Here is a 23,663-nt window from a genome sequence, read left to right as displayed (position 1 = left end):
CATGACGGACCGTAAGGCTCAACTCGCCGCGAACCTGGCGAAAGTGGAAGAGCGTATCGCGGCGGCGTGCACGGCCGCCGGACGCAAGCGCGAAGAGGTGACCCTGATCGTGGTCACCAAGACCTATCCCGCGAGTGATGTGCGGATCCTGTCCGAACTCGGTGTGCGTCATGTGGCCGAGAACCGGGATCAGGACGCGGCACCCAAAGCCGCGGAGTGCTCGGATCTGCCCCTGTTGTGGCATTTTGTCGGTCAATTGCAGACCAACAAGGTGCGTTCTGTGGTCGGGTACGCGGATTTCGTTCAGTCCGTCGACCGTTCCCGGCTCGTCGGGGCCCTGTCGAAGGAAGCGGTGCGGGCGGAGCGCGAAGTGGGGTGTCTCATCCAGGTCGCGCTGGACGCGCAGGAGAGCGGCCGGGGTGAGCGGGGAGGCGTGGGGGTCGGCGGGATCGAGGAGTTGGCCGACCTCGTCGCGAGGGCCCCGGGGCTCCGGCTCGACGGGCTGATGACCGTCGCTCCGCTCACCGGCGAGTACGCGGGACGCCAACAACAGGCGTTCGAGCGGCTGATGGATTTGTCGACTGCCGTGCGCCGGACTCATCCGGCTGCGAACATGGTCTCGGCAGGGATGAGCTCGGACCTCGAACAGGCTGTGGCAGCCGGAGCGACACATGTACGCGTCGGTACTGCGGTACTCGGAGTCCGACCCGGCCTCGGGTAACGTCGCCAAGAAGTCGGACCACAGCAGAAAATATGGTCATTTCCGCCAAAGGCGGGCATAACGACCTCGTGGATCGCGGGCACTTGGCACTTCGTCAGCCGATCCACCACAGAGCGGAGGACTCAGAGCATGGCCGGCGCGATGCGCAAGATGGCGGTCTACCTCGGCCTCGTGGAGGACGATGGGTACGACGGCAGGGGCTTCGACCCCGACGACGACTTCGAGCCCGAGCTCGACCCGGAACCCGAGCGGGACCGGCGACGGCATGAACCGCCGCACCAGTCACATCAGGCGCACTCGTCCCAACGGGACGAATCGGTACGAGTGGTACAGCCCGCGGCGCCGCGCGACCCGGTGCCGCATTCCGCCTCGCTCGCCGCGGAGTCCGGGCGTCCGGCGCGCATCGCCCCCGTGGCGTCCATCACACAAGAACGTCAGAGCCTGGAGAAGAACGCCCCGGTGATCATGCCCAAGGTCGTGTCGGAACGAGAGCCGTACCGGATCACCACGCTGCACCCCCGGACCTACAACGAGGCCCGTACCATCGGGGAACACTTCCGTGAGGGCACCCCGGTGATCATGAACCTGACGGAGATGGATGACACCGACGCGAAGCGACTTGTCGACTTCGCGGCCGGTTTGGTCTTCGGTCTCCACGGCAGCATCGAGCGGGTGACGCAGAAGGTGTTCCTGTTGTCGCCTGCTAACGTCGATGTCACGGCGGAGGACAAGGCCCGCATCGCAGAGGGCGGGTTCTTCAACCAGAGCTGAGACGCAGGACCGGAAACACCGCATAGGAAACAGGGGAGAGGGAAGCACGGATCATGAGCGTGGTCGGGCAGGTCTTCTACATCGCGCTGATGTGCTTCCTCATCGTGCTGATTTTCCGGTTGGTCATGGACTACGTCTTCCAGTTCGCCCGCTCATGGCAACCCGGCAAGCCGATGGTGGTCGTTCTGGAGGCCACCTACACTGTCACCGATCCACCGCTCAAGCTTCTGCGGCGGTTCATTCCGCCGCTGCGTCTCGGGGGCGTGGCGCTTGACCTGTCCTTCTTCGTATTGATGATCATCGTCTACATCCTGATCTCCGTCGTGAGCCGGCTGTGAACGATACGGTCTTGCCGAATGCCGACGACTACGTTGAGGTGAAGAGATGCCGTTGACCCCCGAGGACGTGCGGAACAAGCAGTTCACGACCGTCCGCCTCCGAGAAGGCTATGACGAGGACGAGGTCGATGCCTTCCTCGACGAGGTCGAAGCCGAACTGACTCGCCTGCTCCGCGAGAACGAGGACCTGCGCGCCAAGCTGGCCGCCGCCACGCGCGCGGCCGCTCAGAACCAGCAGCAGCAGGGTATGCGCAAACCGCCCGAGCAGCAGGACCAGCAGGGCCCGCCGCAGGGTATGCGTGGGCCCGGCGCTCCCGTGCCCGCCGGCATATCGGGTCCGCCGCAGGGAATGGGTGGCCCCATGGGTGGTCCGCCTCAGCTCCCGAGCGGTGCGCCGCAGCTGCCCGCGGGTCCCAGCGGCCAGGGCGGCCAGCAGGGCCAGGGCCCGATGGGTCAGGGTCCGATGGGCCAGGGCCCGATGGGTCAGGGTCCGATGGGCCAGGGCCCCATGGGTCAGGGTCCGATGGGCCAGGGCCCCATGGGCCAAGGTCCGATGGGCCAGGGCCCCATGGGCCAAGGTCCGATGGGTCAGGGTCCGATGGGCCAGGGTCCGATGGGCCAAATGGGTCAGGGTCCGATGGGCCAGGGCCCCGGCCAGATGCAGCAGATGCAGCAGATGGGCGGCCCGATGGGCGGGCCCATGGGTGGCCCCATGGGCGGCCACGGCCAGCAGATGCCGCAGCAGGGCCCCGGTGGCGACAGCGCCGCCCGTGTCCTCTCGCTGGCTCAGCAGACCGCCGACCAGGCGATCGCCGAGGCGCGTTCCGAGGCCAACAAGATCGTCGGTGAGGCCCGCAGCCGCGCCGAGGGTCTGGAGCGGGACGCCCGTGCCAAGGCCGACGCCCTGGAGCGGGACGCGCAGGAGAAGCACCGCGTCGCGATGGGCTCCCTGGAGTCCGCCCGCGCCACGCTGGAGCGCAAGGTCGAGGACCTGCGTGGCTTCGAGCGCGAGTACCGCACGCGTCTGAAGTCCTACCTGGAGTCGCAGCTGCGCCAGCTGGAGACGCAGGCGGACGACTCGCTCGCCCCGCCGCGCAACCCGGCCACGGCGTCCCTGCCGTCATCCTCCGCGCCCTCCATGGCCCCCGCAGGCGCCGGTGCGCCGTCCTACGGCGGCAACCCGGGCGGCATGGGCGGACCGTCGCAGGCAGGACCGTCCTACGGCGGGCAGCAGCAGATGTCGCCCGCGATGACCCAGCCGATGGCTCCGGTGCGGCCCCAGGGCCCGTCGCCGATGCAGCAGGCGCCCTCGCCGATGCGCGGGTTCCTCATCGACGAGGACGACAACTGACGGCCATGAGCACGCCTTAGGCGTCGGCAGCGTTCAGGGCGAGGCCCCCGGATTCCGGGGGCCTCGCCCTTTTGTGCGGTCCGCCAGGGGCTGGTGCGGGGTCCAGGGGACGCCTCCACGGGGCGCGTGGGGCGTTGCGCTCGGGGCGCGGGCCGCGCTCGTACGGAGTGCCTGGTTGTCGCTCGTACGGGGGGCGCGCGACGCATGTCACAGGGGCAGACGACGCCGAAGGCGTGGTCACGGCGCCGCGGGCCCGGAGTCACGGAGGGTCGCGAGGCCGAGGGTTCGGAGGGAGGGTTCGGAGTCGCGCGGGGTCCCCATGCCGAAGGCCCGGGGTCACCAGGAAATCCTGGTGGCCCCGGGCCTTCGGTGCGGGTGTGCCGTCCTCGTTACGCCTTGCGGAGGCGGAACACCAGGGACAGGCCCTCGTCGGTGAACGGCTCCCCGTAGGCGCCGTCGGCCTCTCCCTGGGCGAAGTCCGTGGCGAGGACCTCGTCGGCGATGAGACCGGCGTGCTCGCCGAGGGCCGCGATGACCGCCGGGTCCGTGGAGGTCCAGCGGAGCGCGATGCGGTCGGCGACGTCCAGGCCGCTGTTCTTGCGGGCCTCCTGGATCAGGCGGATCGCGTCACGGGCGAGGCCGGCCTGCCGCAGCTCCTCGGTGATCTCCAGGTCGAGGGCGACGGTCGCGCCGGAGTCGGAGGCCACCGACCAGCCCTCGCGCGGGGTCTCTGTGATGATGACCTCGTCCGGGGCCAGGGTCACGGTCTCGCCGCCGACCTCGACCGACGCGGTGCCCTCGCGCAGGGCGAGGGACAGGGCGGCGGCATCCGTCTCGGCGATGGCCTTCGCCACATCCTGGACGCCCTTGCCGAAGCGCTTGCCCAGAGCGCGGAAGTTCGCCTTCGCCGTGGTGTCGACCAGTGAGCCGCCGACCTCGGAGAGTGAGGCGAGCGAACTCACATTCAGCTCCTCGGTGATCTGCGCGTGCAGCTCGGGGTCGAGGGTCCCGAAGCCGGTCGCCGCGATCAGCGCGCGGGACAGCGGCTGACGGGTCTTGACGCCGGACTCCGCGCGCGTGGCCCGCCCGAGCTCGACGAGCCGGCGTACGAGCACCATCTGGCGCGACAGCTCCGGGTCGATGACGGACAGGTCCGCCTCCGGCCAGGCCGACAGATGCACGGACTCGGGGGCGTCCGGGGAGACCGGGACGACCAGGTCCTGCCAGACCCGCTCGGTGATGAACGGGGTCAGCGGGGCCATCAGCCGCGTGACCGTCTCCACGACCTCGTGCAGCGTGCGCAGCGCGGCCTTGTCGCCCTGCCAGAAGCGGCGGCGGGAGCGGCGGACGTACCAGTTCGAGAGGTCGTCGACGAACGCCGACAGGAGCTTTCCGGCACGCTGGGTGTCGTACGCCTCCAGAGCCTGCGTCACCTGGTCGGTGAGCGCGTGGAGTTCGGAGAGGAGCCAGCGGTCCAGGACCGGGCGGTCGGCCGGGGCCGGATCGGCCTCGCTGGGCGCCCAGTTGGTGGTGCGGGCGTACAGAGCCTGGAAGGCGACGGTGTTCCAGTAGGTGAGGAGCGTCTTGCGGACGACCTCCTGGATGGTGCCGTGGCCCACGCGCCTGGCCGCCCACGGGGAGCCGCCGGCCGCCATGAACCAGCGCACCGCGTCGGCGCCGTGCTGGTCCATCAGCGGGATCGGCTGGAGGATGTTGCCCAGGTGCTTGGACATCTTGCGGCCGTCCTCGGCGAGGATGTGGCCGAGGCACACGACGTTCTCGTACGAGGACTTGTCGAAGACCAGGGTGCCGACGGCCATCAGCGTGTAGAACCAGCCGCGGGTCTGGTCGATGGCCTCGGAGATGAACTGCGCCGGGTAGCGGCTCTCGAAGATCTCCTTGTTCTTGTACGGGTAGCCCCACTGCGCGAACGGCATCGAACCCGAGTCGTACCAGGCGTCGATGACCTCCGGGACGCGGGTCGCCGTCAGGCCGCAGCCGTCCTGCGGGCACGGGAACGTCACCGCGTCGATGTACGGGCGGTGCGGGTCCAGCTCCGACTGGTCGGTGCCGGTCAGCTCGGACAGTTCCGCGCGCGAGCCGACACAGGTGAGGTGGCCCTCTTCGCAGGTCCAGAGCGGGAGCGGGGTGCCCCAGTAACGGCTGCGCGAGAGCGCCCAGTCGATGTTGTTGTTCAGCCAGTCGCCGAAGCGGCCGTGCTTGACCGACTCCGGGAACCAGTTGGTCTCCTCGTTCTCCTGGAGGAGGCGGTCCTTGACGGCCGTGGTGCGGATGTACCAGGACGGCTGCGCGTAGTACAGGAGCGCGGTGTGGCAGCGCCAGCAGTGCGGGTAACTGTGCTCGTACGGCACGTGCTTGAAGAGCAGGCCGCGGCTCTGGAGGTCCTCGGTGAGCTTTTCGTCCGCCTTCTTGAAGAAGATGCCGCCCACGAGCGGGACGTCCTCCTGGAAGGTGCCGTCGGTGCGGACCGGGTTCACGACCGGGAGGCCGTACGCGCGGCAGACCTTGAGGTCGTCCTCACCGAAGGCGGGGGACTGGTGGACCAGACCCGTACCGTCCTCGGTCGTCACGTACTCGGCGTTGACCACGAAATGGGCGGGCTCGGGGAACTCGACGAGCTCGAACGGACGTTGATACGTCCAGCGCTCCATCTCGGCACCCGTGAAGGACTCGCCCGTGGTCTCCCAGCCCTCGCCGAGCGCCTTCTCGACGAGCGGCTGCGCGACGACGAGCTGCTCCTCGCCGTTCGTCACGACGACGTAGGTGACGCCCGGGTGCGCGGCGACCGCGGTGTTGGAGACCAGCGTCCACGGCGTGGTCGTCCACACCAGGAGCGCGGCACGGCCGGCCAGCGGACCGGAGGTGAGCGGGAAACGGACGTACACGGAGGGGTCGACGATGGTCTCGTAGCCCTGGGCCAGCTCGTGGTCCGACAGGCCCGTCTCGTCGCGCGGACACCAGGGCGCCACGCGGTAGTCCTGGACCAGCAGGCCCTTGTTGAAGATCTCCTTGAGCGACCACCACACGGACTCGATGTACTCGGGGTCCATGGTCCGGTAGGCGTCGTCGAGGTCGACCCAGTAGCCCATGCGGTTCGTCAGCTCGGTGAACGCGTCGGTGTGGCGGGTCACGGACTGGCGGCACCGGTCGTTGAACTCGGCGATGCCGTACGCCTCGATGTCCTGCTTGCCGGTGAAGCCGAGCTCCTTCTCGACCGCGAGTTCCACCGGGAGGCCGTGGCAGTCCCAGCCGGCCTTGCGGGCCACGTGGTAGCCGCGCATGGTGCGGAAGCGCGGGAAGACGTCCTTGAAGACGCGCGCTTCGATGTGGTGGGCGCCCGGCATGCCGTTCGCGGTGGGCGGACCTTCGTAGAACACCCACTCCGGCCGGCCCTCGGACTGCTCAAGGCTCTTGGCGAAGATCTTCTGCTCGCGCCAGAAGTCGAGCACGGCGTGCTCGAGGGCGGGCAGGTCGACCTGGGCGGGCACCTGGCGGTACGTCGGCGCTGTCATCGGCGAGCTTCCTCCAACGGACTTTCTGCCTTCCGTCGGAGGGACGAGAGCCGTGTTGCTACGGACGCCGTGTGCGGCGCGCTCCCGCGGTACCACCCTCCTTGGCTCCCCGATGCGCCGTTCGCATCAGTGAGCCCCCTCATTGGGGTCGCGATGCCGGGTCTACTGGCCCCAGAGGGGTGTTCTGCCGACGGCTCCGGGGTGATCTTCGCGTCGCGCTCGCCCCCGGGCTTCCACCGTCCCCGGGTCGCTCCTGGCCGCGTACGCCGCTACTCGTCCCCATCCACGCTTCTCGCTCCGCCCAGTGTACGGCGCCCCGGGGACAGCGGCCGACCGGTTTTCCCGGGCATCGCCGTGGCATGCGCGGTGACCCGAATGGCGAGGCGCGCGCGTCCGGATCCTGGGACCCCGGGCCCGGCGGATTACCCGGCGGGGAGCTGGGCACAACGCATGCAGACTCGCCGCGCGGGGCTCGCGAGGCGGGCGAATCGTGGGCGGGTCCCGTTGCCGCGGGCCAGAAGTCGATTTATCGTCCCAGCACGATTCGCGAGCAAGATCACAATATGTGAAGGGGCCGCGGCCATGGTGGCGAAGAAGACCGCCGTACAGCAGTCGGCGTCCGGCAGATCCACGAGTGCGGCGGCCAGGAATGTGGGTGGGAAGAAGAACGCGCAGGCGGCCCCGGCGACAGCCGAGGCGAAGTCCTTGAAGACGGCTGCCACGAAATCGGCGTCCTCGAAGACCACGTCCTCGAAGGCGGCGGCCAAGAAGCCGGCCGCCGAGAAGACCACGTCCTCGAAGAAGACGGCGACAGCGGCGAGGAAGTCCGCGTCCAGGAAATCCGCGGCCAAGAAGAGCAGCGGCACGGCGAGGAAGAGCACCAGTACGGCCAAGAAGACGGCCGCTTCCGCGGCCCGGGGCGCGGCCGAGGCCGCGAAGACGACGGGAGCCACGACGGTGGTTGCGAAGAAGACCCGTGGCGCGGCCACGGTCGCCAAGAAGGCCACCGCCGTACCGAAGGCGAGGATCGCCGCGGCCGAGCCCGGCGAGCTCGCGGTGCGGCCGGGGGAGGACCCCTGGACCCCGGAGGAGGTCGGGGCGGCCCGCGCGGAACTCCAGTCGGAGGCGCTGCGGCTGCGTACCGAGATCTCGTCGTCCGAGGAGGCTCTCGCGGGCCTGATGCGGGACTCCGGCGACGGAGCGGGTGACGACCAGGCGGACACCGGTACGAAAAACATCACACGCGAGCACGAGATGGCGCTCAACTCGAACGCGCGCGAAATGCTGGAGCAGACGGAGCGCGCCCTGGACCGCCTCGACGCGGGCACCTACGGGCTCTGCGAGAACTGCGGCAACCCCATCGGCAAGGCCCGCATGCAGGCCTTCCCGCGCGCCACCCTGTGCGTCGAGTGCAAGCAGAAGGAGGAACGCAGGCACTGAACCCCGGGCGCCGCGCGGGAGCGCCACCACCTCGCGGTCATTGAGAGCTCCTGAGCATGTGGGCCCAGGAGCGTGTGCCGTACCCTCGTCCTCAGTCAGGAACCTAGGTCGAGGGACTCACTCACGTGGCAGAGGCGGAGCGCATCATCGGTACGCCGGACATTCCAGGGGCGGCGGGGGCCGAGCCGGAGCAGTCCGACGGGAACGCGGCGTCCGGCGACCGGTCCGGCGCCGCCGCGCCGGCCCCGGCCGAGCGTCCCAGGGGCAAGCGCAGGATCGCCGTGCTCTTCACGGTGGCCGTGCTGGCGTACGCCCTCGATCTCGTCAGCAAGATGATCGTGGTGGCGAAGCTGGAGCACCACGACTCGATCGAGATCATCGGGGACTGGCTGAGGTTCGAGGCGATCCGCAACGCGGGCGCCGCCTTCGGCTTCGGTCAGGCGTTCACGATCATCTTCACGGTGATCGCGGCGGCGGTGATCGTCGTCATCGCCCGGCTCGCCCGCAAGCTCTACAGCGTGCCGTGGGCCATCGCCCTGGGCCTGCTGCTGGGCGGCGCGCTCGGCAACCTGACCGACCGGGTCTTCCGCTCGCCCGGCGTCTTCGAGGGAGCGGTCGTCGACTTCATCGCGCCCAAGCACTTCGCCGTCTTCAACCTCGCCGACTCGGCGATCGTCTGCGGCGGCATCCTGATCGTGCTGCTGTCCTTCCGGGGCCTCGACCCGGACGGCACGGTCCACAAGGACTGAGACATGGTCCACAAGGACTGAGCCACGGTCCACAAGGGCTGAGGTTGGGCCGTAGGGCAGGCCTTCGGACCGGCGCCCGCGGCCCGTGTACGGGGCCGCCGGGCGGGTCTCCTCGGGCACGGGCGTTCGGTCCGTGGTCCGGTGGTGTCCGAGCCGTCCGGCATACTCGACGGGTGAGCACCGTTCCCGAGATCCGCACCCTGCCCGTGCCCGACGGCCTGGAGGGCGAGCGTGTCGACGCCGCCATCTCCCGCATGCTGGGCTTCTCCCGTACCAAGGCCGCAGAGCTTGCCGCGGCGGGGAAGGTCACGGTCGACGGCTCGGTGGTCGGCAAGTCCGAGCGGGTGCACGGCGGCGCCTGGCTCGAAGTCGAGATGCCCGGGGCCCCCGTGCCCGTACAGATCGTCGCCGAGCCCGTCGAGGGCATGGAGATCATCCACGACGACGACGACGTGCTCGTGATCGTCAAGCCCGTCGGCGTGGCCGCGCACCCCAGCCCCGGCTGGTCGGGACCGACCGTCATCGGCGGTCTCGCGGCCGCCGGCTACCGCATCTCGACCTCCGGCGCCGCGGAGCGCCAGGGCATCGTGCACCGTCTCGACGTGGGCACCTCGGGCCTGATGACCGTCGCCAAGTCGGAGTACGCGTACACGTCGCTCAAGCGCCAGTTCAAGGAGCGCACGGTCGACAAGCGCTACCACGCGCTCGTGCAGGGCCACCCGGACCCGACCAGCGGCACCATCGACGCGCCCATCGGACGCCACCCGAACCACGACTACAAGTGGGCGGTCACGGCCGAGGGCAAGCCCTCGGTCACCCACTACGACCTGGTCGAGGCGTTCCGTGCCGCCTCCCTGCTCGACATCAAGCTGGAGACCGGGCGCACCCACCAGATCCGTGTCCACATGGCCGCCCACCGTCACCCCTGCGTCGGCGACCTGACCTACGGCGCGGACCCCACGCTCGCCAAGCGCCTCGGCCTCACCCGCCAGTGGCTGCACGCGGTGCGGCTCGGCTTCGAGCACCCCGGGGACGGGCGCTGGGTGGAGTTCGAGAGCGACTACCCCGAGGACCTTCAGCAGGCGCTCGACAGGGTGCGTGAGGAGAGCAACGCGTGAGCGGCGGTTCGGACGGGGCGGCGGGAGTCTCCCCGGCGGTGCGGGGCTGGACGTACGAGGTGCGGGTCGCCGAGGACGTCACCGACCGTGAGGCATGCTTCGCGGTGCGCAAGGACGTCTTCGTCGGTGAGCAGGGCGTCCCGGAGGACATCGAGTACGACGCGTACGACCCCGGTGCCCTGCACGTGCTGGCGGTCCGCGAGGACGGCGTACCGCTCGGCACCGGGCGTCTCCTGGAGGGTGAGGCGGCCGCGGCGAAAGTCGGCGGCGATCTGACCGTGGGCTCGCTCGGGCGGCTCGCCGTGACGCGTGAGGCGCGCGGGCTCGGCGTCGGCGCCGCGCTCGTCCTGGCCATCGAGGTCGCGGCACGCGCGCGTGGCCTGGCCGCCGTGGACCTGCACGCGCAGACCCACGCGCTGGGGTTCTACGAGCGGCTCGGGTACCTGGCGTACGGCCCGGAGTTCGCGGACGCCGGAATGCCGCACCGCGCGATGCGCAAGGCCCTGTGAGCGGGGATTGTCGTAGGGCCGTGGCACGCTTGAGGTCTGGTTCGCCCTTGATCGTCTAGACCCCGCCGGAGCGCTGACCGTGGATCAGTTGGCCCTGCTGTTCGTGCTGTTGCTCGGGGCCGTGATCAGTGTCCCGGTGGGAGAGCGGTTCGGGCTTCCCGCGCCGGTCCTGATGACCTTGCTCGGCATAGTGCTGGCCGTGCTGGACTTCGTCCCGAACGTGGACATCCCGCCGGAGTTCATCCTGCCCGCGCTGCTGCCGCCGCTGCTGTACGCCGCGGTGCGGCGCACCTCGTGGAGACAGTTCACCGCGAACAAGCGTCCCATCTTCCTCCTCGCCGTGGCGCTGGTGTTCGTCACCACGCTGGCCGTGGCTGCCGTCGCGAGCTCGATCGTGCCGGGCCTGCCGCTCGCCGCCGCCTTCGCGCTCGGCGCGCTGGTGGCGCCCCCCGACCCGGTCGCGGCGACCGCCGTCGCGGGACAGCTCGGGCTGCCGCGCCGGCTGGTGTCGATCCTGGAGGGGGAGGGGCTCTTCAACGACGTGACGGCCATCGTGCTGTACCACGTCGCGATCGCCGCCGCGGTCAGCGGGAGCTTCTCGCCGTGGCGGGCCGGACTCGACCTCGTTCTCTCCGCCGTCGTCGCGCTCGTCATGGGAGTCGCCCTCGGGTGGGCGGCGAACAAGCTGATGACGATCGTCGGCGACGCCACCCTCCAGATCGGGCTGACCCTGCTGGTGCCGTACGCCGCGTACGTGCTGGCCGAGGAACTGCACGGGTCCGGGGTGCTCGCCGTGCTCACCACCGCCCTGTTCCTCGCGGAGTACGCCACCGACGCCGACGACGTCATGACCCGGCTCGCCGGGTCGACCGTCTGGGACGTGGTGGACACGCTCGTCACCGGCGTCGCCTTCGGGCTCATCGGACTCGAACTCCACAACGCGATCCGTACGGCGGCGGGGCGGTGGGGCGAGATGCTCGGCTGGGCCGCCACGATCGTGGTCGTGGTCGTGCTCGTACGCCTGGCGTGGCTGCTGCCCGCGACCTGGCTGACCAAGCGGCTGCATGCCAAGCGGGACTACGACGAGGAGATCCCGACGTCGTGGCGGGAGACCGTGGTCATGTGGTGGGCCGGGATGCGCGGGGTCGCCTCCGTGGCCCTGGCGCTCGCGATTCCGCTGAAGATGGACGACGGGTCGCCGTTCCCCGACCGGGACGAGATCGTGTTCATCGCGTTCGGGGTGATCATGGCGACCCTGGTGATCCAGGGGCTCACCCTGCCGTGGCTGGTCAGAAAACTCGGGGTGCGGGCCGACGAGGACGTCGAGAAGGCCTTCGAGAAGGAGCTCGCCGTACGGGCGGCCAAGGCCGCGAAGCGGCGGCTGCGGGAGATCGAGGAGGTGGAGGAGCTGCCGGAGGAGGTCTCTGAGCAACTGCTGCGCCGGGCCTTCGAGATCGGCGTGCGGATCAGCCCCGACATGGGGGACGAGGAGCGGCGCGACGCGCATCAGCAGCGGGTCCGGCGTATGAAGCGGATGCGGCGGATCCAGGGGGAGATGATGAGCGCGGCCCGGCACGAGGTGCTGTCCGCGCGGAGCGAGCCCGGGGCCGACCCGGAGATCGTCGACCGGGTTCTCAGACACCTCGACGTCCGCAGCCTCCGCTGACGCCTGCCGGCGGTTCACCCGCGCGCCCTGCCGCCCGGACGGCCATGCCCGGGGACCTGCCGTACCCGGCGGACCCGGCACGCCCGGCAGGGGCAGACCCGGCATGTACCGGCAGACGGCGCCGCCCTCGGGGGCCGGGAGGCGGCCCTGCCAGGCCTGGCAGGGGCGCCCCGTCCGGCAGTCCGGCCGATCCGGCATGCCCGGCGGATCCCGCCCGCCCGGCCCGGGCAGCAGGCCAGGCGGCTCCGGCACGTCGGGGAGACGGTCGCCCGGCAGGGGCGCCACGCCTGGCAGGTCGGCCGGTCCGGTCCTGCCGGTCGCCTCCCACCGCAGCTCCGGCAGGTCGCCGGGTTCCAGGGCCCGGTCCCGGGGGGTGGTCCTCAGCCGCGGCCGGGGCCGGTGCGGGGTGGTTCGTGGGCATGGCGGCCGTGGTTCGGGCGGGCTGCCACCGCGTCCGGCTCCGGGCGGCCCGTGCGCGGGCTCTGCCCGGGGGGCAGCACGGCCTCGGCGGTGTTGACGCGGGGGAGCGCGTACGGGTGCTGTTCGGTCAGCCAGCGGATCAGCTGCTCGCGGACCGTGACCCGCACCGTCCAGATGTCGTCCGCGTCCTTCGCGGTGACCAGGGCGCGCACCTGCATGGTGTTGGGCGTCGAATCGGTGACGGCGAGGCCGTAGTCGCGGCCGTCCCAGGCCGGGCACTCGCGCAGGATGTCGCGCAGTTTCCCGCGCATCGCCTCCACCGGAGCGGAGTGGTCGAGGTGCAGGAAGACGATGCCGGTCATCTGGGGGGTGCCGCGCGACCAGTTCTCGAACGGCTTGGACGTGAAGTACGAGACCGGCATGGTGATCCGGCGCTCGTCCCACGTCCGTACCGTCAGGAACGTCAGGGTGATCTCCTCGACCGTGCCCCACTCGCCGTCCACCACCACCGTGTCGCCGAGCCGCACCATGTCGCCGAAGGCGATCTGCAGTCCGGCGAAGAGGTTCGCGAGCGTGGACTGGGCGGCGACACCGGCGACGATGCCGAGGATTCCGGCCGAGGCCAGCAGTGAGGCCCCGGCCGCGCGCATCGCCGGGAAGGTGAGCAGCATCGCGGCGACAGCGACGACGCCGACGACCGCGGTGACCACCCGTTGGATCAGCGCGACCTGGGTGCGGACCCGGCGGACCCGCGCCGGATCGCGGTGCGCGTTCGCGTAGCGCGTGTACGAGGTCTCGACGACCGCCGTCGCGATGCTCACCACCAGCCAGGCGGCGGCGCCGATGAGGAGCAGGGTCAGGGTCCGGCCGATGCCGATCCGGTGCTCCACCAGCAGCTTCGCCTGGTCGTACGAGCCTCTGAGCAGAGCCGCGAACAGGACCAGCTGGAAGGGGATACGGCCACGGCGGAGCAGACCCCACAGGGAGGTCTCGCTGTGCCGGTCGTCCGCCCGCCGCAACAGGCGGTCCACGGACCACCCGATGAGCAGCGTGAGCACGACCGAGCCGCCGACGACGATCACCGGGCGCAGTACGTTCTCCATGCCTGAGAACGTAACCGGCCACCGGCGTCATGAACATGTGTTCTCCGGGCGGAACGGGGTATCCCCGCGTCCCGGAAGGGGTACCCCCGCGACCCGGCACTGGCTACCCCGCGCCACCCGGTACGGGGTTACGGGCGCCAGGCGCTGTCAGTGCAGGCTGGCACCATGGGGTCCATGAACATCATGCTCTTTCACTCGACCTACGGTCACCGGCCGGCGGTGCGCGCGGCGGCGGACCGGCTGCGGGCCGCGGGACACGAGGTGTGGACGCCCGACCTCTTCGAGGGGCGCACCTTCGAGACCGTCGAGGAGGGCATGGCCTTCAGCGACGAGATCGGCAAGGACGAGCTGCTCAAGCGGGCGGTCCTGGCCGCCGCTCCCCACTCCGAGCGCGGCCTGGTCTACGCGGGCTTCTCCCTCGGCGCCTCCATCGGCCAGACCCTGGCCCTCGGCGACGAGAAGGCCCGCGGCCTGCTCCTGCTGCACGGCACGTCGGACATCGCCGAGAGCGCGTCGGTGGACGAACTGCCGGTCCAGCTGCATGTCGCCGAGCCCGACCAGTTCGAGACGGACGACTGGCTGAGCGCCTGGTATCTCCAGATGCAGAGAACCGGAGCCGACGTGGAGATCTACCGCTACGCGGGCGCCGGGCACCTCTACACCGACCCCGACCTGCCCGACTACGACGCCGAGGCGGCCGAGGCCACCTGGAAGGTGGCGCTCGGCTTCCTCGACACTCTCTAGCCGGAGCCCTGGGCGGGCCCGCCCGGTCGACGGACGGGCCCCGGGGCCATGGGTACCTACACCGGGTCGTACGTCCGCTCCACCTTCTGCGTGCCGCTGCGCGTGCGGTACGAACGGGCCCAGGACGAGGTCGCGCCGGGGTCCGTGCGGTCGGAGAGCACGTAGTAGTCCATCTGCGCGCGGTCGGCGGTGATGTCCAGGACGCCGTAGCCGTGGCGGTCGGTGTCGACCCAGTGGACATGACGGTTGGCCGCGCGGATGACCGGGGAGGCGATGGCCGAGACGACGCCCTCGGGGACCTTGGCGATGTCGTCGAGGTTGTCGGACGTGACCGAGGTGACCACGAACTCCGTGGCGGCGGAGGCGGACAGCGGGTACGTACCGGCGTCCACCGGAACGTCGTTGGCCCAGGCCATGTGGATGTCACCGGTCAGGAAGACCGTGTTGCGGATGGCGTTGGAGCGCAGGTGCGCGAGCAGTTCGCGGCGGTCGTCCGTGTAGCCGTCCCACTGGTCGGTGTTGAGGGCGACGCCCTCCTGCGGGAGACCGAGCAGCTTGGCGAGCGGCTTGAGCAGGTCGGCGGAGAGGGAGCCCACCGCGAACGGCGAGATCATCACCGAGTTGCCGACCAGACGCCAGGTGGTGTCCGAGGACTTGAGACCGGACTTCAGCCAGTCGAGCTGGGCGCGGCCGGTGATCGTACGGTCCGGGTCGTCGACCGAGCCGCTGGCGGTGGACGCCTGCTGCGACCTGAAGGAGCGCAGGTCGAGCAGCGCGAGGTCGGCGAGCTTGCCGAAGCGCAGCCTGCGGTAGGTGGTGCCGGCGATGGCCGGGCGGACCGGCATCCACTCGAAGTAGGCCTGCTTCGCGGCGGCCTGACGGTCCGACCAGGCGCCCTCGGCGCCCTCGGTGTGGTTGACCGCGCCGCCCGACCAGGAGTTGTCCGCGAACTCGTGGTCGTCCCAGATCGCGACGACCGGCGCCTTGTGGTGCAGGGCCTGAAGGTCCGGGTCGGTCTTGTAACGGCCGTGCCGGGTGCGGTAGTCGGCGAGGGTGAGGATCTCGCCCGCGGGGGAGTGCGGCCGTACGACCGTGCCGCGGGTCCCGTACTCGCCGGACTTGTACTCGTAGATGTAGTCGCCGAGGTGCAGCCAGGCGTCCAGGTCGTTGCGGGCCGCGAGGTGACGGTACGCGGAGAAGTAGCCGGCCTCCCAGTTGGCGCAGGAGACCACTCCGAAGCGCAGGCCGACCACGGAGGCGTCGGCGGCCGGGGTGGTGCGGGTGCGAGCGACGGGCGAGTCGGTGCCGCCGGCGGAGAAGCGGAACCAGTAGTCGGTGGCGGGCTGCAGACCGCGGATGTCCGCCTTGACGGTGTGGTCGGAGGCGGCCGTCGCGACGGTGGACCCCTTGGCGACGATCGTGGTGAACGTCTTGTCCCTCGCGACGGTCCAGCTCACCTCGGTGTCCGGGCCGAGTCCGGAGCCCGGTATGGCCTGGGAGCCGGGCGTCACCCGGGTCCACAGCAGGATGCCGTCGGGCAGCGGGTCGCCGGAGGCGACGCCGTGCAGGAAGGCGGGCGCCTCGGCGGCGCGGGCGGGCAGGGCGGCCGCGAGCGGGGCGGCGAGGACGGCGGTGGCGGCCGCGGCCTTGACGACCGTACGGCGGCGCGGGGCGCGGGAGTTGAGGGCTTCCGCGAAGTCGGATGATCTCTGTCGACTGGTCACGGGCGATGAGGTTACCGAGCGGTACATGCCAAGAGCGGGCGAACTGGAAAAGTTCGCCCGCTCTTCGGCTTTTCGCCGCTCAGGTCACTCGGCCCACACAGGCCACTCAGGCCACCCGGCCTGTCGCGCCGGACGGTTCGGGGCCCGCCGCGGCGCCCAGCCGGACCTTGACGGCCGCGCCGGTCAGGCCTTGAGGGCCGCGTCGATCGCTGTGGTGAAGTCGGCGACCGTCATCGGCGCGTTGCCGTCCGCGCCGGTGAGCTTCTTGCCGTTCATCACCAGGCTCGGCGTGCCGGTGACGCCGTCCTTGTTGTTGTCCCACGTCTTGGACATCGCCAGTGCCCAGGCGTCGTAGGTGCCCTTCTTGACCGCGTCCTGGAACGTGGTGTTGGCCTTCAGCGCGGGGACGGTGTTCGCGACCTTGATGAGGTAGGCGTCGTCCTTGAACTTGTCCGTCGTCTCGTCCGGGTGCCACTTCGCCGAGTACAGCGCGGTCTTGTACTCGAGGAACGCCTCCGGGCTGACGTTCAGCGCGGCGCCCATCGCGCTCATCGCGTTCTTGGAGCCCTCGCCGCGCGAGCCGATCTGGCCCTTGCCCAGCGAGTCGCCGTCGAGGAACGTGCCACCGATGTACTGGATCTTGAACTTGCCGTCGTCGAGGTCCTTCTTGACGGTCGAGCCGACGACCTGCTCGAAGCTGGCGCAGACGGGGCAGCGCGGGTCCTCGTACAGCTTCAGGGTCTTCTTCGCGGTGCTCTTGCCGAAGACCAAGGTCGTGCCGTCGGTGCCGGTCGAGTTGGCCGGCGCCACGACCTTGGCGTCCTTCAGACCCTCCCAGTAACTGGGCTTGTTGTTCTGCACGACCGCGTAGCCGATGCCGCCCGCTATCGCGAGGACCGCGACCAGGGAACCGGCCACGATCGCCTGGCGCTTGATCTTGTCGCGCTTGGCCTGGCGCTCGCGCTCGATGCGCAGCCTCTCGCGCGCCGCGGTCTTCGACGCCTGGCTGTTCCGCTTGCTCATAGTGGTGATCTCCATCAGGGACGCGCACACGTGGTACGCGGAATACGTAAGGGGGACTGCTGGTGCTCAGGGCTGTACTCGGGAACGTTCGTTCAGACGCCGTCGCCCGGAAGCGGTGGCGGGTGACCGTGGCCCGGGGCGGTCGCTCAGAGGGCGTGGCTCAGGAGCCGTCGCTCAGGCGAGAACGGCCGGGCGGGGCGGTCCGCGCCGGCCCAGGGAGTGCACGAACAAGCGGGTACGGGCGGCGGTCGACCGGCGCGCGGTGCGCGGCAGCGGACGAGCCGGGGCGAGCCGTACGGTCACCGCGGCGACCGCCAGCAGCAGCGGCCGGAAGGTCGAGGCGGCCACCGCGCGCAGCAACTGGGCCAAGGCGCGCTCGCCGCGGCGCAGCCAGGCGGCCGCGAGCAGACCGACGGTGAGATGCACGCCGAGCAGCAGCCACGCGGCGGCCGGGTCGGCGTGCGCGAGCAGGGCGGCGGCACGGTCGGGGGCGCCGCCGGTCACCTGGGACAGCGGGGTGCCCACGTTGCCGCCGGCGCACAGCACGTCGATGCCGACCGAGCGCAGCGGACCCGCGACCGGACCGCCCGCCCTGCCGTAACAGACGTGCTGGCCCGTGGTGAACACGGTGTCGGCGGCCAGTTCCAGCGGGACGAGCAGGGCGGCGATCCGGCCGAAGCCGCGCTCGCGGCCCGCGAGCGCGAAGGACAGGGCGAAGACGGCGGTGGTGATCGCGGCCAGGGTGGACAGCGGCAGCGGCATCCGGGACAGCATGACGTGCGACGCGGCGGAGAGCGTCACGACGACAGCCGTGAACACTGCCGCGCGCGCGGCTCTGAGCTGGGTCCCGGATATGTCCATAGCGGAGGCGAGTCTCCCACGCGCTCCCGTAAGCGTCCCCTAAAGGGTTCCTGTGCGTTACGGGAGCGTTGTGAGACGACCGGTCGCGTGGATCACAGCCCCGCGACCGGTCGGGTGGCCTACAGTCCCGGGATCCGTCCGTTGCGGAACAGGTCCACGAAGATCTGGTGGTCGCCGCGCGCGCGGGTGCCGTAGCTGTGGGCGAAGTCCACCAGGAGGTCGGCGAAGCCGTCCTCGTCGGCCGCGATGGCCGCGTCGATGGCCCGCTCCGTGGAGAACGGCACCAGCTCCGAGTGGCCGCTCTCGTCGTCCGCCGCCGCGTGCATCGTGGCGGTGGACCGGCCGAGGTCCGCTACGACCGAGGCGATCTCCTCGGGGTCGTCGATGTCGCCCCAGTCCAGGTCCACCGCGTACGGCGAGACCTCGGCGACCAGTTGGCCCGCGCCGTCCAGCTCGGTCCAGCCCAGCCACGGGTCGGCGTGCGCCTGCAGGGCGCGCTGCGAGATCACCGTGCGGTGGCCCTCGTGCTGGAAGTAGTCGCGGATCGAGGAGTCCGTGATGTGCCGGGAGACGGCCGGGGTCTGGGCCTGCTTGATGTAGATCACCACATCGTTCTCCAGGGCGTCGCTGTTGCCCTCCAGAAGGATGTTGTACGACGGCAGGCCGGCCGAGCCGATGCCGATGCCGCGGCGGCCCACGACGTCCTTCACCCGGTACGAGTCCGGGCGGGTCAGCGAGGACTCCGGGAGCGTCTCCAGATAGCCGTCGAAGGCCGCGAGGACCTTGTAGCGGGTGGCGGCGTCCAGCTCGATGGAGCCGCCGCCCGGCGCGAAGCGGCGCTCGAAGTCGCGGATCTCGGTCATCGAGTCGAGCAGCCCGAAGCGGGTCAGCGAGCGGGCGTCGCGCAGCGCGTCCAGGAGCGGGCCCTCGGCGGTGTCCAGCGTGAAGGGCGGCACCTCGTCGCTCTTGGCGCCGGTGGCGAGGGCGTGGATGCGCTCGCGGTAGGCGGCCGCGTACACCCGCACCAGTTCGGTGATCTGCTCGTCACTGAGCGCCTTCGCGTAGCCGATGAGGGCGACGGAGGCGGCGAAGCGCTTGAGGTCCCATGTGAACGGGCCGACGTAGGCCTCGTCGAAGTCGTTCACGTTGAAGATCAGGCGGCCCTGGGCGTCCATGTACGTGCCGAAGTTTTCGGCGTGCAGGTCGCCGTGGATCCACACGCGCGAGGTGCGCTCGTCCAGGTACGGGCCGCCCCGGCGGTCCTGGTCGAGGTCGTGGTAGAAGAGCGCCGCGGTGCCGCGGTAGAAGGCGAACGCGGAGGCCGCCATCTTGCGGAACTTCACGCGGAACGCGGCCGGGTCGGCGGCCAGGAGCTCGCCGAAGGCGGTGTCGAAGACGGCGAGGATCTGCTCGCCGCGTTGCTCGGCGCTGAGCTGCGGGACCGACATCGCTGGGTGCCTCCTGGTGCAGGTGGTGCGTGGCTGACAGGGCGGGCGCGCCGCCCCGGGGACAAGGGGTCCGTCCACTTCCAACGGACGAAGATACGCGGGAGTGCCCGGGTTCCGGCGACGAACGTACGCCCGGAATCCCGGCCCCGCATGAAGGTACGGGTGATCCTCCGCCGAGTGTCAGTCGCGCGTCATAGACTTCGACGCTGACCCCCCAGACTGTTCGCAGCCTGTCACCAATGGTTCTTCCTGGAGGCCGAAACCGTGTCGAAGCCGCCGTTCACGCACCTGCACGTCCACACCCAGTACTCGATGCTGGACGGTGCCGCGCGGCTCAAGGACATGTTCGACGCGTGCAACGAGATGGGCATGTCCCATATCGCGATGAGCGACCACGGCAACCTCCACGGGGCCTATGACTTCTTCCACACGGCGAAGAAGGCGGGCGTCACCCCGATCATCGGCATCGAGGCGTACGTCGCCCCGGAGTCCCGGCGCAACAAGCGCAAGATCAAGTGGGGCCAGCCGCACCAGAAGCGCGACGACGTGTCCGGTTCGGGCGGTTACACGCACAAGACGATCTGGGCGGCGAACCGGACGGGCCTGCACAACCTCTTCAAGCTCTCCTCGGACGCCTACGCCGAGGGCTGGCTCCAGAAGTGGCCCCGGATGGACAAGGAGACGATCTCCAAGTGGTCGGAGGGGCTCATCGCCTCCACCGGCTGTCCCTCCGGCGAGCTCCAGACCCGACTGCGCCTCGGCCAGTTCGACGAGGCCCTGAAGTCGGCCGCCGAGTACCAGGACATCTTCGGCAAGGACCGCTACTTCCTGGAGCTGATGGACCACGGCATCGAGATCGAGCGCCGGGTTCGCGACGGACTCCTGGAGATCGGCAAGAAGCTCGGCATCCCGCCCCTGGTGACGAACGACTCGCACTACACGTACGCGCACGAGGCGACCGCCCACGACGCGCTGCTGTGCATCCAGACCGGCAAGAACCTCTCCGACCCGGACCGCTTCCGCTTCGACGGAACCGGCTACTACCTGAAGACGACGGACGAGATGTACGCCGTCGACTCCTCGGACGCCTGGCAGGAGGGCTGCGCCAACACCCTCCTGGTGGCCGAGCAGATCGACACCACCGGCATGTTCGAGGCGAAGAACCTCATGCCGAAGTTCGACATCCCCGACGGCTTCACCGAGGTCACCTGGTTCAAGGAGGAAGTCCGGCTCGGCATGGAGCGCCGCTTCCCCGGCGGCGTCCCCGACGACCGCCAGAAGCAGGTCGAGTACGAGATGGACGTCATCATCCAGATGGGGTTCCCGGGATACTTCCTCGTCGTCGCCGACTTCATCATGTGGGCCAAGAACCAGGGCATCGCGGTCGGCCCCGGCCGTGGTTCCGCGGCCGGCTCGATCGTGGCGTACGCCATGGGCATCACCGACCTCGACCCGATCCCGCACGGTCTGATCTTCGAGCGGTTCCTCAACCCCGAGCGCGTCTCCATGCCCGACGTCGACATCGACTTCGACGAGCGCAGGCGCGTCGAGGTGATCAGGTACGTGACCGAGAAGTACGGCGCCGACAAGGTCGCCATGATCGGCACGTACGGCAAGATCAAGGCGAAGAACGCCATCAAGGACTCCGCGCGCGTGCTGGGCTACCCGTACGCGATGGGCGACCGGCTCACCAAGGCGATGCCCGCCGACGTCCTCGGCAAGGGCATCGACCTGAACGGCATCACCGACCCCTCGCACCCCCGCTACAGCGAGGCCGGCGAGATCCGCGCGATGTACGAGAACGAGCCGGACGTGAAGAAGGTCATCGACACCGCCAAGGGCGTCGAGGGCCTGGTCCGGCAGATGGGCGTCCACGCCGCCGGCGTGATCATGTCCAGCGAGCCCATCGTCGACCACGCCCCCATCTGGGTGCGGCACACCGACGGCGTGACGATCACCCAGTGGGACTACCCCCAGTGCGAGTCGCTGGGCCTGCTGAAGATGGACTTCCTGGGCCTGCGCAACCTCACGATCATGGACGACGCCATCAAGATGGTGAAGGCCAACAAGGGCGTCGACCTGGAGATGCTCGCCCTCCCGCTGGACGACCCCAAGACCTTCGAACTGCTCTGCCGCGGTGACACCCTCGGCGTCTTCCAGTTCGACGGCGGTCCGATGCGCTCGCTGCTCCGCCAGATGCAGCCCGACAACTTCGAGGACATCTCCGCCGTCTCGGCCCTGTACCGGCCGGGCCCGATGGGCATGAACTCGCACATCAACTACGCGGAGCGCAAGAACGGCCGCCAGGAGATCACGCCGATCCACCCGGAGCTGGAGAAGCCGCTCGAAGAGGTGCTGGCCGTCACCTACGGCCTGATCGTGTACCAGGAGCAGGTCCAGAAGGCCGCCCAGATCATCGCCGGGTACTCGCTCGGCGAGGCCGACATCCTGCGCCGCGTGATGGGCAAGAAGAAGCCCGACGAGCTGGCGAAGAACTTCGTCCTCTTCCAGGAGGGCGCCCGCAAGAACGAGTACAGCGACGAGGCGATCCAGGGCCTGTGGGACGTGCTGGTCCCCTTCGCCGGCTACGCCTTCAACAAGGCGCACTCCGCCGCGTACGGACTGGTCTCGTACTGGACCGGCTACCTGAAGGCGAACTACCCGGCCGAGTACATGGCCGCGCTGCTCACCTCGGTCAAGGACGACAAGGACAAGTCGGCCGTCTACCTCAACGAGTGCCGGCGCATGGGCATCAAGGTGCTGCCGCCCAATGTGAACGAGTCCGAGCAGAACTTCGCCGCCCAGGGCGACGACGTGATCCTTTTCGGCCTGTCGGCCGTCCGCAACGTCGGCACGAACGTGGTGGAGTCGATCATCCGCAGCCGCAAGGCCAAGGGGAAGTACGCCTCCTTCCCCGACTACCTCGACAAGGTCGAGGCGGTCGCCTGCAACAAGCGCACCACGGAATCGCTGATCAAGGCGGGCGCGTTCGACACGATGGGGCACACCCGCAAGGGCCTCACCGCGCAGTTCGAGCCGATGATCGACAACGTGGTGGCGGTCAAGCGCAAGGAGGCCGAGGGCCAGTTCGACCTCTTCGGCGGCATGGGGGACGAGGACACCAGCGAGCCCGGCTTCGGACTCGACGTGGAGTTCACCACCGACGAGTGGGACAAGGTCTATCTGCTCGCCCAGGAGCGGGAGATGCTCGGCCTGTACGTCTCCGACCACCCGCTCTTCGGCCTGGAGCACGTCCTGTCCGACAAGGCGGACGCGGGTATCTCCCAGCTCACCGGAGGCGAGCACGCGGACGGCGCCGTCGTCACGATCGGCGGCATCATTTCGGGCCTGCAGCGCAAGATGACCAAGCAGGGCAACGCCTGGGCGATCGCCACCGTGGAGGACCTCGCGGGCTCCATCGAGTGCATGTTCTTCCCGGCGACGTACCAGCTGGTGTCGACCCAGCTCGTCGAGGACGCGGTCGTCTTCGTCAAGGGGCGCCTCGACAAGCGCGAGGACGTGCCGCGGCTGGTCGCGATGGAACTCCAGGTCCCGGACCTGTCGAACGCGGGCACCAACGCGCCCGTGATCCTCACCATCCCGGCGCTGAAGGTCACTCCGCCCATGGTCAGCCGCCTCGGCGAGATCCTCAGCCACCACAAGGGCGAGAGCGAGGTCCGCATCAGGCTCCAGGGCCCGAGCAAGACCACGGTGCTCCGCCTCGACCGGCACCGGGTGAAGCCGGATCCCGCGCTCTTCGGTGACCTGAAGGTACTGCTCGGCCCGGCCTGCCTGGCCGGCTGACATCGGGGAGAGGCCGCGGGGCGCGACACCGGCCCGGCAGGCCGTACGGCGGGACTGACCACGCACCGAGGGGCGCATCCGGTACCGGATGCGCCCCTCGGTGCGTGCCTGGGCCTCAACAGCCCGCGCGGCGGCCTCAGTTGTGGCCGAAGCGCTTCTGATGCTTACGGGCAACATCAGCGGGGCTGCCCTGGGCCTGCGACATCGGCGACTGCTGTGCCTGCGCCGACGACCGCTGTGCCTGCTCCTGCGCACGCTCGGCCTGCGAGGAGCGGTCCTGCTGGCCGCCCTGCTTGCGATTCTTGTTCTTGGCCATGGTGATCTGCCTCCTGAGGGGGAT

18 protein-coding genes are annotated in these 23,663 nt (G+C 69.9%); 11 read left to right on the top strand and 7 right to left on the bottom strand.

Translation table 11 applies throughout. From position 1 onward, the window contains the following. Position 1: 1 nt before the first annotated feature. The 4 genes from ACFYR3_RS01865 (at position 2) to ACFYR3_RS01850 (ending at position 3,181) form a co-directional block, all read left to right on the top strand. Positions 2-721 (top strand): YggS family pyridoxal phosphate-dependent enzyme, encoded by a 720-nt coding sequence (locus tag ACFYR3_RS01865; RefSeq protein WP_355850378.1) that lies wholly within the window; start codon positions 2-4, stop codon positions 719-721. A gap of 129 nt (positions 722-850) precedes the next feature. Next, the gene (locus ACFYR3_RS01860) at positions 851-1,492 is read left to right on the top strand and encodes a cell division protein SepF (RefSeq protein WP_356783932.1); all 642 of its coding nucleotides are present in this window, start codon (positions 851-853) and stop codon (positions 1,490-1,492) included. Positions 1,493-1,545: 53 nt separating this feature from the next. Further along, entirely contained in the window at positions 1,546-1,830 is a 285-nt protein-coding gene (locus ACFYR3_RS01855) for a YggT family protein (protein ID WP_355850372.1), read from the top strand. Between the two features lie 46 nt (positions 1,831-1,876). Continuing rightward, a complete protein-coding gene (locus ACFYR3_RS01850; RefSeq protein WP_356783933.1) occupies positions 1,877-3,181 on the top strand; it encodes a DivIVA domain-containing protein in 1,305 nt (434 codons plus the stop codon). A 389-nt stretch (positions 3,182-3,570) separates the two neighbouring features. Here ACFYR3_RS01850 and ileS read toward each other — a convergent pair whose 3' ends face one another. Next, on the bottom strand, positions 3,571-6,714 hold the full coding sequence (gene ileS, locus ACFYR3_RS01845; RefSeq protein WP_389281026.1) for an isoleucine--tRNA ligase: 3,144 nt from the start codon (positions 6,712-6,714) through the stop codon (positions 3,571-3,573). 582 nt (positions 6,715-7,296) lie between these two features. Here ileS and ACFYR3_RS01840 point away from each other — a divergent pair. The 5 genes from ACFYR3_RS01840 (at position 7,297) to ACFYR3_RS01820 (ending at position 12,196) form a co-directional block, all read left to right on the top strand. Next, positions 7,297-8,154 carry a TraR/DksA family transcriptional regulator gene (locus tag ACFYR3_RS01840; RefSeq protein ID WP_389281024.1) on the top strand — a complete coding sequence of 286 codons (858 nt, stop codon included), beginning with the start codon at positions 7,297-7,299 and terminating at the stop codon, positions 8,152-8,154. Positions 8,155-8,279: 125 nt separating this feature from the next. Continuing rightward, positions 8,280-8,903, top strand: coding sequence for a signal peptidase II (lspA, locus tag ACFYR3_RS01835; RefSeq protein ID WP_355850360.1), 624 nt, complete (start codon positions 8,280-8,282; stop codon positions 8,901-8,903). 173 nt (positions 8,904-9,076) lie between these two features. Continuing rightward, positions 9,077-10,021, top strand: coding sequence for an RluA family pseudouridine synthase (locus ACFYR3_RS01830; protein ID WP_355850357.1), 945 nt, complete (start codon positions 9,077-9,079; stop codon positions 10,019-10,021). 38 nt (positions 10,022-10,059) lie between these two features. Then, the gene (locus ACFYR3_RS01825; protein ID WP_356783944.1) at positions 10,060-10,530 is read left to right on the top strand and encodes a GNAT family N-acetyltransferase; all 471 of its coding nucleotides are present in this window, start codon (positions 10,060-10,062) and stop codon (positions 10,528-10,530) included. Between the two features lie 79 nt (positions 10,531-10,609). After that, positions 10,610-12,196 carry a Na+/H+ antiporter gene (locus tag ACFYR3_RS01820; protein ID WP_355850354.1) on the top strand — a complete coding sequence of 529 codons (1,587 nt, stop codon included), beginning with the start codon at positions 10,610-10,612 and terminating at the stop codon, positions 12,194-12,196. A gap of 380 nt (positions 12,197-12,576) precedes the next feature. On the opposite strand, the gene ACFYR3_RS01815 is transcribed toward ACFYR3_RS01820, so the two are convergent. Continuing rightward, positions 12,577-13,719, bottom strand: a complete 1,143-nt coding sequence (locus ACFYR3_RS01815; protein WP_355850351.1) for a mechanosensitive ion channel domain-containing protein — start codon at positions 13,717-13,719, stop codon at positions 12,577-12,579. Positions 13,720-13,893: 174 nt separating this feature from the next. Here ACFYR3_RS01815 and ACFYR3_RS01810 point away from each other — a divergent pair, with 174 nt between their 5' ends. Continuing rightward, a complete protein-coding gene (locus ACFYR3_RS01810; protein ID WP_389281021.1) occupies positions 13,894-14,463 on the top strand; it encodes a dienelactone hydrolase family protein in 570 nt (189 codons plus the stop codon). A gap of 56 nt (positions 14,464-14,519) precedes the next feature. Here the strand turns inward: ACFYR3_RS01810 and ACFYR3_RS01805 are convergent, their stop codons facing one another. The 4 genes from ACFYR3_RS01805 to ACFYR3_RS01790 form a co-directional block, all read right to left on the bottom strand. Then, a complete protein-coding gene (locus ACFYR3_RS01805) occupies positions 14,520-16,187 on the bottom strand; it encodes an alkaline phosphatase D family protein (protein ID WP_389281019.1) in 1,668 nt (555 codons plus the stop codon). A 183-nt stretch (positions 16,188-16,370) separates the two neighbouring features. After that, positions 16,371-17,210 (bottom strand): thioredoxin domain-containing protein, encoded by an 840-nt coding sequence (locus tag ACFYR3_RS01800; RefSeq protein WP_355850342.1) that lies wholly within the window; start codon positions 17,208-17,210, stop codon positions 16,371-16,373. Positions 17,211-17,384: 174 nt separating this feature from the next. Further along, positions 17,385-18,071, bottom strand: a complete 687-nt coding sequence (locus ACFYR3_RS01795) for a hypothetical protein (RefSeq protein WP_355850339.1) — start codon at positions 18,069-18,071, stop codon at positions 17,385-17,387. 119 nt (positions 18,072-18,190) lie between these two features. After that, on the bottom strand, positions 18,191-19,519 hold the full coding sequence (locus tag ACFYR3_RS01790) for a DUF2252 domain-containing protein (RefSeq protein WP_355850336.1): 1,329 nt from the start codon (positions 19,517-19,519) through the stop codon (positions 18,191-18,193). Positions 19,520-19,783: 264 nt separating this feature from the next. Here ACFYR3_RS01790 and dnaE point away from each other — a divergent pair, with 264 nt between their 5' ends. Further along, positions 19,784-23,323, top strand: coding sequence for a DNA polymerase III subunit alpha (dnaE, locus tag ACFYR3_RS01785; RefSeq protein WP_355850333.1), 3,540 nt, complete (start codon positions 19,784-19,786; stop codon positions 23,321-23,323). Positions 23,324-23,459: 136 nt separating this feature from the next. On the opposite strand, the gene ACFYR3_RS01780 is transcribed toward dnaE, so the two are convergent. Then, positions 23,460-23,639, bottom strand: a complete 180-nt coding sequence (locus tag ACFYR3_RS01780) for a hypothetical protein (protein WP_261709820.1) — start codon at positions 23,637-23,639, stop codon at positions 23,460-23,462. Positions 23,640-23,663: the final 24 nt, after the last annotated feature.

The sequence above is a fragment of the Streptomyces sp. NPDC005784 genome (assembly GCF_042871525.1).
Classification (GTDB): domain Bacteria; phylum Actinomycetota; class Actinomycetes; order Streptomycetales; family Streptomycetaceae; genus Streptomyces.
Note: the sequence above shows the minus strand (reverse complement) of the source record. Positions and strands in the feature narration are given on the sequence as shown.

Coding starts and splice junctions, on each gene's coding strand:
- ACFYR3_RS01865 (WP_355850378.1), top strand. CDS start 2: ATGACGGACCGTAAGGCTCAACTCGCCGCGAACCTGGCGAAAGTGGAA.
- ACFYR3_RS01860 (WP_356783932.1), top strand. CDS start 851: ATGGCCGGCGCGATGCGCAAGATGGCGGTCTACCTCGGCCTCGTGGAG.
- ACFYR3_RS01855 (WP_355850372.1), top strand. CDS start 1,546: ATGAGCGTGGTCGGGCAGGTCTTCTACATCGCGCTGATGTGCTTCCTC.
- ACFYR3_RS01850 (WP_356783933.1), top strand. CDS start 1,877: ATGCCGTTGACCCCCGAGGACGTGCGGAACAAGCAGTTCACGACCGTC.
- ileS (WP_389281026.1), bottom strand. CDS start 6,714: ATGACAGCGCCGACGTACCGCCAGGTGCCCGCCCAGGTCGACCTGCCC.
- ACFYR3_RS01840 (WP_389281024.1), top strand. CDS start 7,297: ATGGTGGCGAAGAAGACCGCCGTACAGCAGTCGGCGTCCGGCAGATCC.
- ACFYR3_RS01815 (WP_355850351.1), bottom strand. CDS start 13,719: ATGGAGAACGTACTGCGCCCGGTGATCGTCGTCGGCGGCTCGGTCGTG.
- ACFYR3_RS01810 (WP_389281021.1), top strand. CDS start 13,894: ATGAACATCATGCTCTTTCACTCGACCTACGGTCACCGGCCGGCGGTG.
- ACFYR3_RS01800 (WP_355850342.1), bottom strand. CDS start 17,210: ATGAGCAAGCGGAACAGCCAGGCGTCGAAGACCGCGGCGCGCGAGAGG.
- ACFYR3_RS01795 (WP_355850339.1), bottom strand. CDS start 18,071: ATGGACATATCCGGGACCCAGCTCAGAGCCGCGCGCGCGGCAGTGTTC.
- ACFYR3_RS01790 (WP_355850336.1), bottom strand. CDS start 19,519: ATGTCGGTCCCGCAGCTCAGCGCCGAGCAACGCGGCGAGCAGATCCTC.
- ACFYR3_RS01780 (WP_261709820.1), bottom strand. CDS start 23,639: ATGGCCAAGAACAAGAATCGCAAGCAGGGCGGCCAGCAGGACCGCTCC.